The following is a 15,238-nucleotide window of genomic DNA, read 5'->3' on the forward strand; positions in this document are numbered from 1 at the left end:
CGGGCGATGACCATTGGAAGAACTCCATCTTTGGTCATCGCTTACTCTGTTTTGTGCGTGTGAGAAAGCTCGGAAAGTGATCGTTATCGTGTAGATAACGTATTCTCGAATGAGATGTTATTCTAGATGAACAGAAGCATGAAAGGAGCTTTTGCTTGTTTTCCTATTCTTTGATATCCTTTTTCCATGTCAGTAGCAGCGAGATAGCCAGAAAGAGGATGCCATATACCAGAATCACCAGGAGCGCTTGTGTTCCACTTATGTTGAGCTCGACCAGGTTTCCCTGATTATTTTTTGTGTTCATACCCTGTCATATTGCATCTATACCGTACCATTTGCAGGCTAGCTCCAAAATGATTGGCGATTTCCTGAAGGGTCATTCCACGTTGAAAAGCCCAGTCTAGCCCTCTTGCTGGAATTTGGAGACAGCCTCCCAGATATTCAGCTGCCTGTTCATCTGCAATGCGAAATTCCCGAGAAAGTAGTCCTCCTGATAGTTGATGGAAGCAAATTGGCTGATGGCCGAGTAATAAATGAGCCAGCTCATGCATTATATTTGATTCATAACGTGTTGATGCATGATTCGGGTTGTAAATAATTAAATGCTTTTCTTTTCCAAGAGGCAATGTCAAGGCAGACCAGCCAGCATTGTCTGCTAGTAGAATCTGTATGAGTTGTTCATCTATTCCAGGAATTTCTAAAGGGCTGATGACCGGGACCTTGAGATATTGTGCTAAACGCCTAGCTGGTAAAGGGTCGTAAGCATGGATCTGTAACGCTTTTCGTAGGCGTATTCCTTCGTTCTCACATCTCTTTCTTATTGTTATGTCTAAGCCTCTCATCTATTCTATATCTAATTTCCCTTCCGTTGCCGCTTTATATGCTGACTTCATTAACTTTGCCAGTGCATCGGCCATTTCAGGTGTGAGCTCCCTATCTGCACGAAGATAGCCCTCAATGCGCTCTGGCGTGCTTATCTCGCTTTCCTGCTGCTCATCTATCTCCTTAATAAACTCCTCAGAAGAGACCTGGAGCCAGGAGCAGATGCGCAAGAATGTCTCCATATCGGGAATCTTCCCATTTTCAATGCGAGATAAAGTAGATGAGCTTACTCCCCCAATTTCTTGAGCAGCCTCACGGAGTCCGCGTGTGCCACGTTTAGCTTTTATAAGGGATGCAAAGTATTTTGTATCAAATATTCTGCCCATGTTTCTCCTCAAATTGTTGTCCAATACGGACACTTATTCATGTATTGCTCAGAGAACCACAATATGGTATACTTCTGTTGTTGCAATTTGGAAACGGCGTCCTATGTATGATACAGATTTTGTTTCGTCCGTGAAACATTGTACTGGGATTAGTACATACAGTCAAATAAGCAAGAAAGAAGCGGTGTATGGCTCGATCATTACCTGAAGATGTCTTTCCTTACCTGGTTCTTGGGCTGGCGAAGTACATGGAGAGCGAGCGGAAATATCCCTATCCAGATGAACTGAGGTATGCTCTCAATCATCTTTCCCTCGTTATGCTCTCAGGCTTCCCTACCACGATTACTGATATGTTCTCGCTTTTTGAGTCACCGCTTGAAGAGTGGTGGCCAGGGACACTTCCTCCGGCAATTGATCCTCGTTTCGAGTTGCTTTATGAGGGCGAATTAGACGAGCAGGTTGTAGAGTTTCTTCTTGAATATGACTTGCCTGTTCAAGCAACCCTGCAAAATGTCCAGGTTGTCCTTGATAATCAAAAAGTAGTTGCAATGTTGAACGTGTGCAGGAGCGCATATATTCAAGATCCATCTAGGGCAAGTGAGGAATATATTGCTGCCAGACAATATATCATCGCTCATCCCTGGACGAGTGCAGAGCAGATCCGACGGAAATTTCGAGATTTTCGCTATATCACTGTTGAAGCCATTAGTTCATTTTATCGGGACAGCCAAGCGCTTCAACTGGCCCTGCTTTATCAGCGTCAGGGGAGAGCAGGCGCTTGCTATTGGAATTGTCCCGCGTGTGGGCCGCTATATCTGCGTGATAATCGGCTTGGAAGTCTCAAACCAAATGCCTGTTTAGGGCGTTGTCCTGGACCCCAAGGATGGGATGCGCTTGATCCGGTTGATAATCCTCTCGTTTTGAGACGCGGTATTCACTTACGTACTTTTATACCAGGGGTTACTGAATTGCAGTTATATCATTGGCTTGTCCAGGAGGCGCAGCCAGACACCCCTGAGCTTCAGCAGGTGCTCTTATGGCCGGGGGTAGATTGCTACGATTTGCAGCTTATCTACCAGCGCACATTACAAAGAAGAGAAGTTTGGGCGGTAGATGTGAAAGATTACAAAGACCCATTTGTTCTGGGAAGGCGTATTGCTCAAGATAATCGACAGATAGTAGAGAATGCGCTTGAGTGGAATCAATGGTATTATGTGTATCCCTCTTATCGAGAGTTGCAACGCAGTGACTATCGAGCGTGCGTGCTTCGAGCTGCTGGTCAGCTTCCTGCCAATGTACATGTTGTGAGTGAAAAGCAGTTCAAAGTATTAGTAACAGAACAATAAAAGGGGTGGCTAATGTATGATAGAAGCCAGTGGTATAGTCCGCTCGTACAGAAGTTGATGGCTCAGGATAAACGAAAAATTCTGGATGGCCGATATGTTTTCCTAGTTCGGGTTGAGCTTGGTTTGAGGCTGCTTGAATGGCTTGATCTCTGTGACGAGCCAATAACCGTTCTCTGGGTGGTACTGGATGATTTACCTCTCCCTGATGAGCGCCTCATCGCATGGAATGAGCGTCAGAGACGAGCGATTGCAAATGCGCGTGTCCTGCTCCCCTTTTCTGGGCGCTTTGCCTGGGAACACGCGCTGAGAGAATATGCCATCATTCCTGAAGCTTGGCGCTGCTATGTTGTGCAACCGGGTGATCCAGATCGACAATTGCTCTTGCCTACTTCCTGCTGCCCTCAGGAACGACTTCTTGTCTATGACAAAACGCTTGCGAGTGTATTACCCTTTGCCCAAAGAACGATTCGACCTGCGGAGGCGAACATCTTTTGTTTTGATGCTATCACGACGCATGGAAAGCAGGTTGTTCAGGTAGCGATTCCCGAAGATATTGCGGAGATGGCTAGTAGCGCTATTCCCTGGTTTACCAGTCCGCGCGATCGGGGCCCAATGAACTATTCGTATGAAGACTTCCGCAAGATTGCGGTCGAAATAGAGGAATTACGGCAAGAGCGTGGTCTGGCCGAAGCGTTAGGATCTCGCACAAGCTGGGTAGATCTGGTTGAGAACCTGATATCGTATCGTGCTGTGGCTTCAGATGGGAGTCTTACTGAGAAGAATACGACTCCTTTGAAACTGGATGGTTATGCTTATGTTGTTGGCGCGGTTGCCTCTGGTAAGTCAACGATGGCGAAGTTGATATTAGCGGATGCGGCCCTTCATCCAGAAAAGGATATGCGGGTCACACTTGTGGTTGGAGATACGATGTCAGCCCTGAACCTGGCTGACGATTTCAATCGGCTATTTTGTCAATGGGGAGAGCAGCCCGTTGCTGTTCCTCTCCTTGGACGATCAACGCGGGATCGGCATTTGAAGCATCTCTATCGTTCAAGTCAATTTCGTTCAGATCACTGGGCTCTACGTTGGTTGAATATTGCCTGTCCCCTCCAGGCGCTAGTGACAGATAGCCCGGCACAGCTTGTTACTCCAGGGAATGAGCCTTGTGAGGCGCTTTATAAACCACTCAAAAAACCAAAACAGCGTAAGAACTATCAGTATTGCCCCCTCTTTGCCACCTGTCCGGCGAAACAGTTGTATCGTGATATGCCTGGTGCACGCATCTGGATTACTACTCCTGGAGCGTTAGGAGTTTCTCGTATTCCCGCACAAGTTGAGAAGCGAATGGTACATTTGACAAATATAGTGTATGAGCAATCTGACCTCGTCATTTTTGATGAGGCAGATATGGTTCAGGCCTGGTTTGATGATCTTTTCGCAGGAGAGACGGTTTTAACGAATGAAGCGATTGGCAATGGACTTCTGGATGTAGAAGATGTTGAGTCTGCTCAAGCCTGGATTCCTCAAAGAGCGCAGCCAGCTGCTACGCGTCGTTGGTTAGGGGCAGAACGACAGTCCTTGACTGCTATCTCTAATATTCTTAGTAGCCTTGCAGATATCGAGCACGGAGCTTTTTTGCGCCATTGGATTGGTCGTCATTTTTTTACGGCGCTCACACTCGCTTATAAACTTGTCTGGAGGTTACTTGGGTATCCAGAATGGGACTCTGAGGAATTCAAAAAATTGGATCAGATAAAGGCAAGCAAAGAAGTACAGGCAATTGTTGCCTACTTCGAGCAACTGAGCTACAGAGATCCTCTAACTATGAGGTTGCCAATTGGAGTGAAGGCGCGCGAGGAGGATGCCGTTTCCCATTTAGCACAGATTATGCGGTTTATCATCGCGGCGGGCGATAGTGGCCATAATCCTGCGATAAGAGAGGAATGCTGGTCTTGGCTTCAAGCATTTATTCCCAATATTGAGCAAACAATGCAACAATTGGAGCGAACGTATGCGCAGAAGCAGACACGAGGGGCTCGAGCGGTACCGCTTCCAACAAGAGATACATTTGCCCTCTGTCTGGAATTTGTGTTGAATGTCATGACTCTCGATCGCAACGTTCAAATTGTCTTCTATGAATGGTACAACAAGCCTGAGAACATGATGACAGCGCTTAATGAACATTCACTGGAGCGTTCTCCACGGTACCTGATGGATGTTCTGCCTATTCCTCCAACCGGTCGTATGTTTGGGACCTACTACTCCAAAGAGATAGAACTTGGGCGGAATGAGGAGAAAAAGCAGAGAGGTCCAGCTAGTCTCTCCATCTTCGCATATCAAAACATTGGGCGATGGTACACGATGAACTTCCACCAACTGTTTACGAATCTTGATGGAAGACGTGGACCAAACGTCTTAGCTCTCTCAGGAACCTCCTGGTTGCCTCATTCTTCGCGCTGGCATATTGACATTCAGCCTCAGGGAATGCTCGATCCATCATTAGGGGCACAGCAGGCTATCGCGCAAAGTTCTTTCTTCTATTGTCCTCAGTATAAGAAGGAGGGTAATAAGGTACTGCCAATTCGTGTTTCGGGCTCTGACGATATGCTTCAAGCGCTGAAAAACATGATACGGGTGTTGACTGATGAGCAGCATGTATCAAGGGCAAGTTTTAAGAAAGAGCTAGAAAAACTACGGGAACTCGGGCAGCAGCAGCCGCACTACTGGAGAGATAGAGAGCGCCTCTTGCTCCTCGTGAACTCATATGAACAGGCGAAGCACGTTTTTGAGGCGCTCAGAGCGAGCAGTCAGTGGAAGGCAGCAGCACCTGGGGAAATACAATATCTCTCACAAGCTGAAACTGCTGAGGATGAGGAGAGGGTGGATGACACTCTATATCGAAGTGATGTAGAGGATTTTGCTTTAACGAACGGAAAAATTCTAATAGCTCCATTGCAGGCTATCGGTCGAGGATATAATATTCTCAATCGTGAAGGAAAAGCCGCTTTTGGCTCTATCTACTTCCTCACGCGACCTATGCCTTTTCCTGCTGATACACAGGTATTGGCACAGGAGCTCAATCGCCGAACGCTCGATTGGTGTAAAGATTCACAGTTTCCGGCCTGGCAAGAGCCGGAATTGATTGGTAAGGCGCTTGAGCTACGCAGGATAGCAAGTGCATACTGGCGGAAAGCAGAATTACGAAGCTTTTATCGCCTTCTGGAACATGAAGATGAGAACGGTAACATAACCTATAGTGAGCGACTTAACCTGGCTGCGACAACGGCTGGCCATATCATTCAGGCATGTGGGCGCCTACTTCGTGGCGGTGTTCCCTTCCGGGCCTACTTCATTGATGCTGCTTGGGCCCCAAAGACAGCGAGGCAACCCGATAGTAAAGAAGCAGCAGATACGAGTTTGCTTGCAGCAGTGATACAGGTGTTGCAGGACTATATGGAGTCTCCAATTGGTGAAGGGCTTTACGCTTCGATTGTAGATGCTCTGGTCGATATTCACAATTTTCAACCGGAATAGTCATAGTGTGGTAGAAAGTGAGTTAAGAATGGACAAATTTTCATCTATTGTACCTTTGCGCTTTCGTATCGATGAGTCCTATCTGCGAGATCTGGCTGTTTCGTTTTCTCCGTTTGCCTACGAACAGGATTGCAAAGATTTTCTCGCGAAGATGCAGCACTATCAGACTAAAAAGGGGCGTGACAGGAATCTGCCTTATCGTCGGCTTAATACAGTTCTCACCGCGCTCGCGCCCACGCTGGCGCATCCATTTCTCTCACATAGAAATGTTGATACTGGTAACTATGAACGGCAGATGCTCATTATTGGTACGGAGAAAAAAGATCGTCCAACGCCGGAACAAATCAGCGACTTAGTGTATGAATGGGGAAAGCAATGGGGACAGGACCAATTTCGAGATATTGTTGAGAAGGGGGTTGGCAAGGACGTATATAAGCAATTTCTTGACCGTCTACAGCAGCCGCTTCAGCGTTGGTACGAAACAGATGCTGCTTTGCTGTTTCGCGATCTTAATAAAGGAACACAGTTAGGCTATCAGGCGATTCCGAGTCTATTTGCGTCCCTAATGGCGGGTAAAGAATCAAATATTCATGGAAGAAAGGTTTCCTGGCGCCTGATGCAGGATGGTATGTATGGACTAGCTGTAGTGAGCGAACCTTTTTTAGCGAGCTATACGGATCGCAAAGGAAATATATGTGAAGGGACCTTTGCCTACAAATTAGAATTCCGTTTACAAACGCAGGTAGGAAGTCCACACCGCTGGATCCATTTATATATACGTTGTACGCGTTATGTTGATAAAAAGATTACCAGAGTGAACTATATGCGTGACGTGTCTGTGCGAGTCGGTGTTCACCAACCTCGTTTAGCGGGATGGGGATGGTCTCCAACGCTTGTATCATTGCCGCTGACAGGTGGATCGAATAGCCCACGTTGGGATGATCATCTCGTAGAGCTTTTATCTGCAATGAAAGCGCGAGATCTGGTGTCGCCAGCGGTGATCCTACGGGAGCCGCAAAAATATCGAGCCGCGAGTGAGCAAACAGGATACGATCAATATTATGTTGTGTATGCCGAAGGTTTTCGGCCTTATCACAAAATTAAGACAGGCTTTGATTTCGCCGAAATCCAAGAAGTTGCTGAATCTGTAAGTGAAATTCTGGGTCTTGAAATCTCTTGTGGTCAAACGCTGGTTTCTGATATGCCGAATTCCCGGATGTATTTGAACGAGCTTCCTCCCTCTATGTTCGATATTGGTGATTTTCAAAAGAAGCAATTCTTGAGAAAAACGTATAGACAGACCAAAGATGAGAATAAGAGGCTTAATCAGATGGAGAGGCAGAAGATTGTGTACCAGGCTTTACAGAGGGCTACTGGAAATCAGATGGTGTGCATTTTTCTCTGCTGGCAGAATAGCCTTACAAAGCGCATTCTCGAGCAGGAAATACGGAATGCGCTCTTTTTAGATGCTGATATGCCTTTGCCTGAAACAGTTAGGATAATTGTGCCCTCTCAACCTATTCCTGATGATCTTGTTCAGCCTCTGGATCCTGGTTCACTTGATCCTCAAAAGCGCTTTAACAAGCTCTCTGCAGAGGAACGTCATGAATTTAATCAAGAATGGAAGAAGCAGATGCAGAAAGCATTCCGGGACAAAGCCCGGGCCTGGGAAACTTATCTCCGGACTTTGCTTCCTGAGGCTTCCGGCTACAGGCTTGCGTTGATTGAACTGACTCCTATGGAGAAGAAGCAATCTTCTAAGCAACAGATGTCTTCCAATGGAACGACAGATGATAACCCTCATGCAAGCCAGAATGTGAAAGGAGCGGTTCGCTGGGCATGTAATAAACTTGACATCGCCTCTCAGGTCATATTCCCGCTTAAAGTAGATGGTGATGGTCATGTTGATAAGGCGGAAGCTGCAAGAGCGAGCAATAGTGTATTGGATCTGATTTATCGTCAAACAGGTCTGGTTTATGGAGCGCCTGTTGAGCTCTATGCAAAAGCAGGTATAGCACAGGAGCAGGCGAAACAACTTTCTGTAATTGGGCTCTATAAACTGCGTAAGAACCTGCCTGTAGCGATCAATTATCCAATAGCAGTGCGCTACCGACACGATGGAACATTTCAAGTATTACTGCCCGATTCATCTTTGCAGTGGCTTCCCCTTATAGATGCGCGGAAAGTGCTTGGCGAGGTCTTTATGCGGGGGAAAAAAGACAAAATCGCTTTAGAGCCGGCAGACCAAGCGCAATTTGCGGCTCGGATTTTTACGGAGGCATATCACGTGCCGACGCTTGTTTTGCTTGAGGCGACAGATTGGCGTAATTATAATGTTTTGCCGCAATTCTCAAACGCCATGCAGGTGAAAGATAGACTCGATTTAAGCCATGTAAAGGCCTGTGGACGCATCTATACACCTGAAGATCTTCCATATCTTCGTATTATCCGGTTGCGTACAGTTGGTTCATCTGGGGAGACTCCGCAGTACTTCCCAGTGGTTTTTGACGAAGAAGGGGAGATGGAGGAAGGGCAGGATTTCAAGCAGTTGACAGGCTTTATTGATAAGCAGGCTGAGAGCCCTTTCTTTCACTACTTCTCAATCGGGAAGTTGCCGATTACCTCGAAGGACCAGAATAGAAAGAATCTATATAAGATGGATGAAGGAGGCGGGATTGCCTTTAAGCACCAGACAATGGTTGAGATGGTACCGTTCTTTCTTCAGAAGGGTGATGATCCGCTTGCGTGGTGTCGAATTCCGCATTTTTTGCGCATTCATCCTGCGTGGGGTGGTGGCAATATAACGCTTCCATATCCGCTGCACCTTGCTGCCTGTATGCTTGATGATCAGATATGCATGCTGGAGCATGTTACGGGTTGAGAAGAGGAACAGGCTTAGTTGGTCCATAGAGTCTGGGTAAGGAGAGATTGCCCAGGCTCTTTTTATAAATCCGCGTTTTGCTGAAGATGTGAGCCTTTTTATATGAAAAAAGAGATGCCTGCAACCTAACGCATCTGTATATCTTGGCAAGAAGAGCAGAAATATAGATGCTATGTGAGAAAGCAAGCAGAGTAAGTATTATATTTTAAAAGAGATGAAGATTTGGCATTTATAATTATGGCATTTCATAATATAGCATGGTATATTGGAAAAAGGAGAGTGAATAGAAATCGAGGGAGCGCATGATTGACAATGATGAATTGACTCCAATCATCGGGAAGTGGAGAGATGTTTTTGAAAAGTTCCTTCGTGGTGAGCCAAGTAGCAAGATAGCGTCAGAAGCACTACAGGTTGCTGAGAAGATGTTCAAGGTAGGTTATGGATGTCCTGTTTTTCCCCAACTAGAAGCTGCACTTCATGAGTACAACCGCGTATGTTTACAAAACTCCCTACTGATTATGGATATGCAAAATCGTCTCTCGCAACAACTTGTGGTGCTTACAGCTCAGGTGAAAGATCATCGTGTCTCACATGTGGCAATTCGCACGGCGCGAAGGATTGCCATCGAACTTACTGTGGGCGTTGTGCCATCGTTGCAGAGTGATGAGGAATTGAGTACTTATCTGGCGACCGAGATTGTAAAGGATGTGATCTGTCATTGCTGTCTGGATGCAGCCCGGGCCATCTCTGTGGGCGGAATATATGCAGACAATGCAAAAGCGTTTGAGGCATATCGAGCAGTCCTTCAGTGTCTTGAGGCTGGTGCAAGGCAGGTAGGGCAGCAATTGCGGCAATAGATCTTCGCTTCATCGGGATGTTTGTTTGTAGGTTCTTTCCAAATTGTTTTCTCGTATGGCATGTTTCGCAAGCGATGAGAGGAACGTTCCAGTGAAGGAAGCAACCTATACACTTGATCTGAGCAATGCTGGTGTCTATGGATTTTGGGGAGAGGCGAATAGAGCACAGAGTACCCATTATTATTTAGATGATTCCCACCTGGGTAAGCAAAGCACGTATTTGCTACCTCATCTTATTGCGGATCTTCTTGATATAGCTGCAACGATCGCATGTGCGGATTATTGTAATAGCCGACCTCATAATCATGGAGGTCTATATATGCCTCTCAAGGCATGGAGACGCGAGTTTGACTTAACAATAGGGGTACGAGAGCCGGATCTATGGAATGATAAGGCCGTGAAAAATACTCTAGAGGAACTTCTTCAATGGATGACTGATGATAGTTGGTCCTTCCATTTTCGGAAGGTGCTGAGACAGAGGAGAATGAATGATCAGAAGGTGGGAGCGGTACAGTTGCCGCTATTTTCTCGTCCGGAGATGGTGGTTGCCCTTTATAGTGGAGGCTTAGATTCGTTGGCTGGAGTTGTATCAATTTTGCACTCCTATCCTCAGTGGGGAATTCATTTGGTGAGTTCTGTTGCGAAGCGTTTGGATGGCGTCATTAAACAGCAAATTTGTAAGTTGCGACCCCACTTTGAAGAAGACAGGGTAGCTTTTGTACGTATGCCGTTTCATTTGAAACCACCGAAGAAGACCAAGAAAGAGCCTACACAGCGTACACGCGGATTTCTCTTTTTCTCTTTTGGCGTTGCTGCAACCTACGTTGCTCAGAGGAAGGAATTTGTGACGCTTGAAAATGGGCTGGGACTATTAAATCTTCCCTTTAATGGGCGGCAATTGGGGGCACACACGACTCGTGCAGTACATCCGAAAACCATTGTTCTGATGAATAGGCTCCTTGACACACTTGGCATAAAGATGTGTTATAGGGCTCCCAACCTTTTGAAGACGAAAGGTAAACTCTGTCGAGAGCTGCGAGATGCAGAGCTTGGTTTCCTTGGCGCTAGGACGATCTCCTGTGATAGCTTCCCTGCACGAATTAAAAAATGGGATCAGCACATTGAGATCCATTGTGGATATTGTTCCTCGTGCCTCCTGAGGCGCCAAGCTCTCTTCGCTGCTGAGTTGATAGATGTGGATCGTGCCTCTCATTATTGCATTGATGTCTGTCAACCCTGGCCTAAGCAGCAACTGCCAGGAATGATCTGTATTGGTAAATATGACCTAGTCAGGATGCAAGAGCCACTGAAGATGATGCTGGATCAGGTGGCATTGCTTCGATCGGCTTGCCAGGCTGCGAGGCCTGAGATCGAGCTATTACGATCCTTTCCCGATCTCTCCATCGCGCTTGAGGCGATACAGGAGGCTCCTCAGTTGTTCGACTTACAGCCAGGGGACAACTATTTAGGGAAGTTGTGTAGCCTGCTCAGGTGCTATGTTCAGGAGTGGGACCGCTTTCCTTATACTTTGGAAGTTGTGTAGCTTTCTGGATAGGGAAAGAGCAAAGAGTACTGCACGGATCATCGGATAAGTTTTATTTTCTAAAAGTCTGGGTAAGTAAGGGTACCAGGCTCTTTTGCTTGGATTTCTTGCGTGCTCAATAATGGAAGATAGGGGGCTGTATTGAAATCGAGCTTGAGAATTTGTACGGGACGATGCGGTGAATATCTCATGAACTGTGGCTTTCTTGTTAAAAAAGGAGTAGCTTGGTCTGGTTAACTCTATGAGAATAGTATAAATGTTACCGGTAATTTTGATGATACGAAGAAAATAACGTATGATATAAGTGTCATGCTGAACCATCTGAAAGAGTAAAAATGACTCTTACTTCTTTCCAGGGGTTCTTTTCATTTAGAGAGCACTCAATCTTTTTAGAGGATGCTTACCCCCTTTGATATTCCAATTATGGAATGCAATAGGTGTATAATGAGAGTTTTTCATCTTCTTCTTGTTTTGAAGGAAGCTATTCACCTATAGAAAGAGCAAGGATTGCACGTAAGTATGGTAGAGTATGCACTGATACCTCTTCTTCAATTCGCATTTCTTTTTCTTGATATTTCCTGGCACGCAGTGTTTAATTGGATCATTCAGCCAGAAATCATCGGGCCTATTATTGCCTTGCTTATAAACGGCGTAGGTTTCCTTGTTACTTTGCTTGCCATTAAGCCCTGGGAGCAACGTGGCGAGGAAAAGCGTCGAAGAGAAGCAGAGGAAAAGAAGCAAGTAGCAGAAAAACAAACGAGAAAGAAGACTCAGGAAGAGCATGAAGTGGAGTATCTCGACAGCTTGCTTCGCGATGAGCGCTACATCCTGGTAAAGCATCTACCGATGGCAAAAGGGCTTCCCCTTGCTCACATTCATGTCCCGCAACGACTTCGCTTGTTGAGCTATCAGAGGGTGATAAATCGCGAAAACGCTGATCCCGCGCTCATTATGCAGCAGTCATTGCAAGAGACAGAGGAAGAGTATAAACAGGCTCACGATTTTGATGAGATTTTTCAGCGTGAAAAACGCTTACTGATACTTGGTGCACCAGGATCTGGAAAGTCTACTCTCCTGCTTTTGGTGGCTCGCCAATCTGCTATGGCATATATACAGGGAAAAGATACACTTCTCCCGTTTTATATCGAGCTAAGTGATTTTGCTAGGTCAGAAGCAACCTCGTATATCGAGTATCTGAGTGAGCTGTTGGAAGTGCGGTTTGAGGGAAAGGAGAACGCCAGAGCGTATCTTCAGGAGAAGGCAAAGAATGGTTCTTTGCTGCTCCTGCTTGATGCGCTTGATGAGGCTCCTGCTGAAAGCGCTTCCCAAGAGAGAAGGAAGGCCTATCAGAAGATTTTCGATGCGGTTGAGCAGATCGTTGCAGACTATCCCGATATTCAACTTATTATCACTGCTCGTCTGGCTGAATATAAACAGCGGCAACGAACGCCATTACCGTTCCCTGAATACGAGATTCTTCCGTTCCGGCATGCGGATGTTGAACGCTTTATTGATCAATGGTTTGGGGACCAACAAGCTCATCTTGCCCATAGGCTCAAGGCTGAGTGGAATGCTCCCGGAACAGGACGATTACCCCTTCTCGCAACGAATCCCCTTCTGCTCACCTATATTGTGCTCATTTTCAGTCAGAATGGTCATCTGCCCGAGCGACGAGCTGATATCTATAAACAGATCGTTGACCTCATGCTTCAGGGATGGGATCGTGAGCGCCTTCTCTCTCGGCCAGAGAATGCTCTACTAAAGCCCGAGCTGAAGCGTGAGCTGCTCGCTCACCTTGCCTGGCATTATCATCAGCAGTATACACGCGACTTCACTGAGGATGAGGTTGTTACATTTATCGCGGATTTCTGTCAGAAGCAGCAGTGGTTTCCTGAGAGAGATCAGACGGTGGCCAGACAGCTCCTGGAGGAGATTTGTAGCGATAATGGCCTGTTAGAAAAGCGAGGAGAGCATTTATATAGTTTCTCGCATCTGACCTTCCAGGAGTATTTTGCGGCGCTTTGTATTGCTGGTGTAACTGAGCGCACAGAGAATGAGGAGCAACATCTCCTGATGCAAGCATTGCAACATCGTCAGAAGGCATGGTGGGAGGAGGTGTTCTTGCTCTATGCTGGCTGCACGCGTCGTATTCATCTGTTGTTTGATGCCTTACTTGATCCGAATACGCTTATCGAAGATCTCTTTGCAAGAAACTGTTTGCTTGCTGGTCGCTGTCTCGATGCATATTCTCACCCCGAACTTCCGCAGCCAAAACATCAGCAGCAAATTATAGAGCAGTTGTTAAACCTACTGGAGACAACTTCATATGCAATGGTACGGGAAGAAGCTGCCTCGGTGCTTCTTGGGTTGATGGATATCGATAATGGATTGCAGCAAGATCTGCTCGTGCTGATGCAAACGGGGCCGTTTCCTGTGCGTCAGGCCTTGCTTGCTGCCTATGGGAGGCCGGGAGCCACAGATGAATTGAAGCAACTCATCTCCTGGTTGTTGCAGGCCGCAGGAGATGAGCGAGTGACAGCAACGATACTGAAGAGTTTAGAGCGCTGCAAGGATGATCTCAAGCTTGAACAATCACTGGTGCAACAGCTTCTCAGCTATGTTCAGGATCAAGCCGCTGATCCGGGGCTCCGCTATGACATCTGCATCTTGCTTGCCCGCCTGGAGCTGCCAACGCTCGATAAGATATTGCTCATACAGATGCAGGACAAAAAAGAAGATGTGAGATTGCGTATCTCACTTGCGGTTCGTTTCGCGCGCCGGGGACTCATTACCGAGTCGTTTTTGCTACCGCAACACGATGAGTTGACGCGCTTTCTATGTGCTCTTGCCCTGTTGATGACGCCTGCTACCTCGCTTGCGCTTCGAGAGCAGGCACAAGAGATCGTGTTTACGGTCATTCTTCAAGGGCCGAGCGAGAAACAAAAGAGACTCCTATATTCCTATATCCCTTTTATGCTCTTGAGGAATCTCTCCTTCTCATTCTTTCGGGAGCGGCTGTGGGAAGTGCTTCAAGATCAGCGCTTGAATCAGCTCTGGCACGACAAGCTAGTTGAGGCACTCTATAGAGGAATACTATCCGCTCCGCTGAACCAAGAAGGACAGCAAGCGCTGCTCTCCGAACTGCAACGGCCTGAGGTTGTGGCTGTGCTCCAGTCTATACCACAAACTGGGCAGATCTCACCAGTAGCGCGTGTGCGCTATGCCTTAGGGGATCCAGCTTCTCAATTGCAACCCTTGGAGGTGCTGCAAAGTGCTCATGAGTTCCTCTCCGCGGAAAAGCGCGCATTCCAGCAGCTTTCTGATAAGGAGCAGATAGAGCTGCTTGAGAACGTACATATTGAGGGGACGGTTCGTCTTGCTCTTCTCAAACACCTGGTTCAGGAAAAAGCCAGTAAGTGTATTGAGGACCTTCGAGCACTGCTCAAGCGGGGAAAAATCTCGCTCAATCTACGAAATGCGATCATCAGTACTCTCGGTCTGGAACCAGCTAAGAAGAGAGAAGGTGAGGAAGAAACGGTACGCTTGCTCCTGCATCTTGCCAATCATGAACAAGCTACCCGCGAAGCCGCCCTTCAAGCTCTCTGGTACATCAGCCGGAGAACAAGCATCCATATTGTGAAGAACCGTTCGTCCGGTAAGATCTCTTCTCCAGAAATTGAGGCTATCTCTGGCCTTGCTTCGAGATAAGGAGAAGGCATGGAAAGCTGCCTTCTCTCTTTTGGGCAGCTATTGCTTGACAGCCCTCTCTCTTCATGTTAGGCTTTCTTCATGCGTAGTGCAGCCACCTCGCGGCGATGTGAGAAAAACAGGGAGAGGGACCCCCATGTATCTGGAGATACAAAGGAACG

At 46.9% G+C, this 15,238-nt stretch carries 9 protein-coding genes; 6 read left to right on the top strand and 3 right to left on the bottom strand.

All coding sequences use genetic code 11. From position 1 onward, the window contains the following. Nucleotides 1-163: 163 nt before the first annotated feature. From EI42_RS32835 to EI42_RS26080, 3 genes are read right to left on the bottom strand one after another with little or no spacing between them, the layout of a single operon-like run. Nucleotides 164-304 (bottom strand): hypothetical protein, encoded by a 141-nt coding sequence (locus tag EI42_RS32835; protein WP_170142919.1) that lies wholly within the window; start codon nt 302-304, stop codon nt 164-166. Then, on the bottom strand, nt 288-842 hold the full coding sequence (locus EI42_RS26075) for an ImmA/IrrE family metallo-endopeptidase (protein WP_111325577.1): 555 nt from the start codon (nt 840-842) through the stop codon (nt 288-290). The genes EI42_RS32835 and EI42_RS26075 overlap by 17 nt, the downstream gene beginning before the upstream one ends. After that, entirely contained in the window at nt 843-1,208 is a 366-nt protein-coding gene (locus tag EI42_RS26080) for a helix-turn-helix domain-containing protein (RefSeq protein ID WP_111325578.1), read from the bottom strand. 188 nt (nt 1,209-1,396) lie between these two features. Here EI42_RS26080 and EI42_RS26085 point away from each other — a divergent pair, with 188 nt between their 5' ends. The 6 genes from EI42_RS26085 (at nt 1,397) to EI42_RS26110 (ending at nt 15,077) form a co-directional block, all read left to right on the top strand. Then, nucleotides 1,397-2,554, top strand: coding sequence for a restriction endonuclease-related protein (locus tag EI42_RS26085; RefSeq protein ID WP_111325579.1), 1,158 nt, complete (start codon nt 1,397-1,399; stop codon nt 2,552-2,554). 12 nt (nt 2,555-2,566) lie between these two features. Continuing rightward, entirely contained in the window at nt 2,567-6,088 is a 3,522-nt protein-coding gene (locus tag EI42_RS26090; RefSeq protein WP_111325580.1) for a pPIWI_RE_Z domain-containing protein, read from the top strand. A 28-nt stretch (nt 6,089-6,116) separates the two neighbouring features. Beyond that, nucleotides 6,117-8,969: an RNaseH domain-containing protein gene (locus EI42_RS26095; protein ID WP_170142920.1), complete on the top strand. Its 2,853-nt coding sequence runs from the start codon at nt 6,117-6,119 to the stop codon at nt 8,967-8,969. Between the two features lie 302 nt (nt 8,970-9,271). Beyond that, complete coding sequence (locus tag EI42_RS26100) at nt 9,272-9,826, top strand: hypothetical protein (RefSeq protein WP_111325582.1); 555 nt, start codon at nt 9,272-9,274, stop codon at nt 9,824-9,826. A gap of 91 nt (nt 9,827-9,917) precedes the next feature. Then, nucleotides 9,918-11,369 carry a hypothetical protein gene (locus EI42_RS26105; protein WP_137686250.1) on the top strand — a complete coding sequence of 484 codons (1,452 nt, stop codon included), beginning with the start codon at nt 9,918-9,920 and terminating at the stop codon, nt 11,367-11,369. 519 nt (nt 11,370-11,888) lie between these two features. Next, on the top strand, nt 11,889-15,077 hold the full coding sequence (locus EI42_RS26110; protein ID WP_111325584.1) for an NACHT domain-containing protein: 3,189 nt from the start codon (nt 11,889-11,891) through the stop codon (nt 15,075-15,077). Nucleotides 15,078-15,238: the final 161 nt, after the last annotated feature.

This window comes from Thermosporothrix hazakensis, assembly GCF_003253565.1.
GTDB classification, from domain to species: domain Bacteria; phylum Chloroflexota; class Ktedonobacteria; order Ktedonobacterales; family Ktedonobacteraceae; genus Thermosporothrix; species Thermosporothrix hazakensis.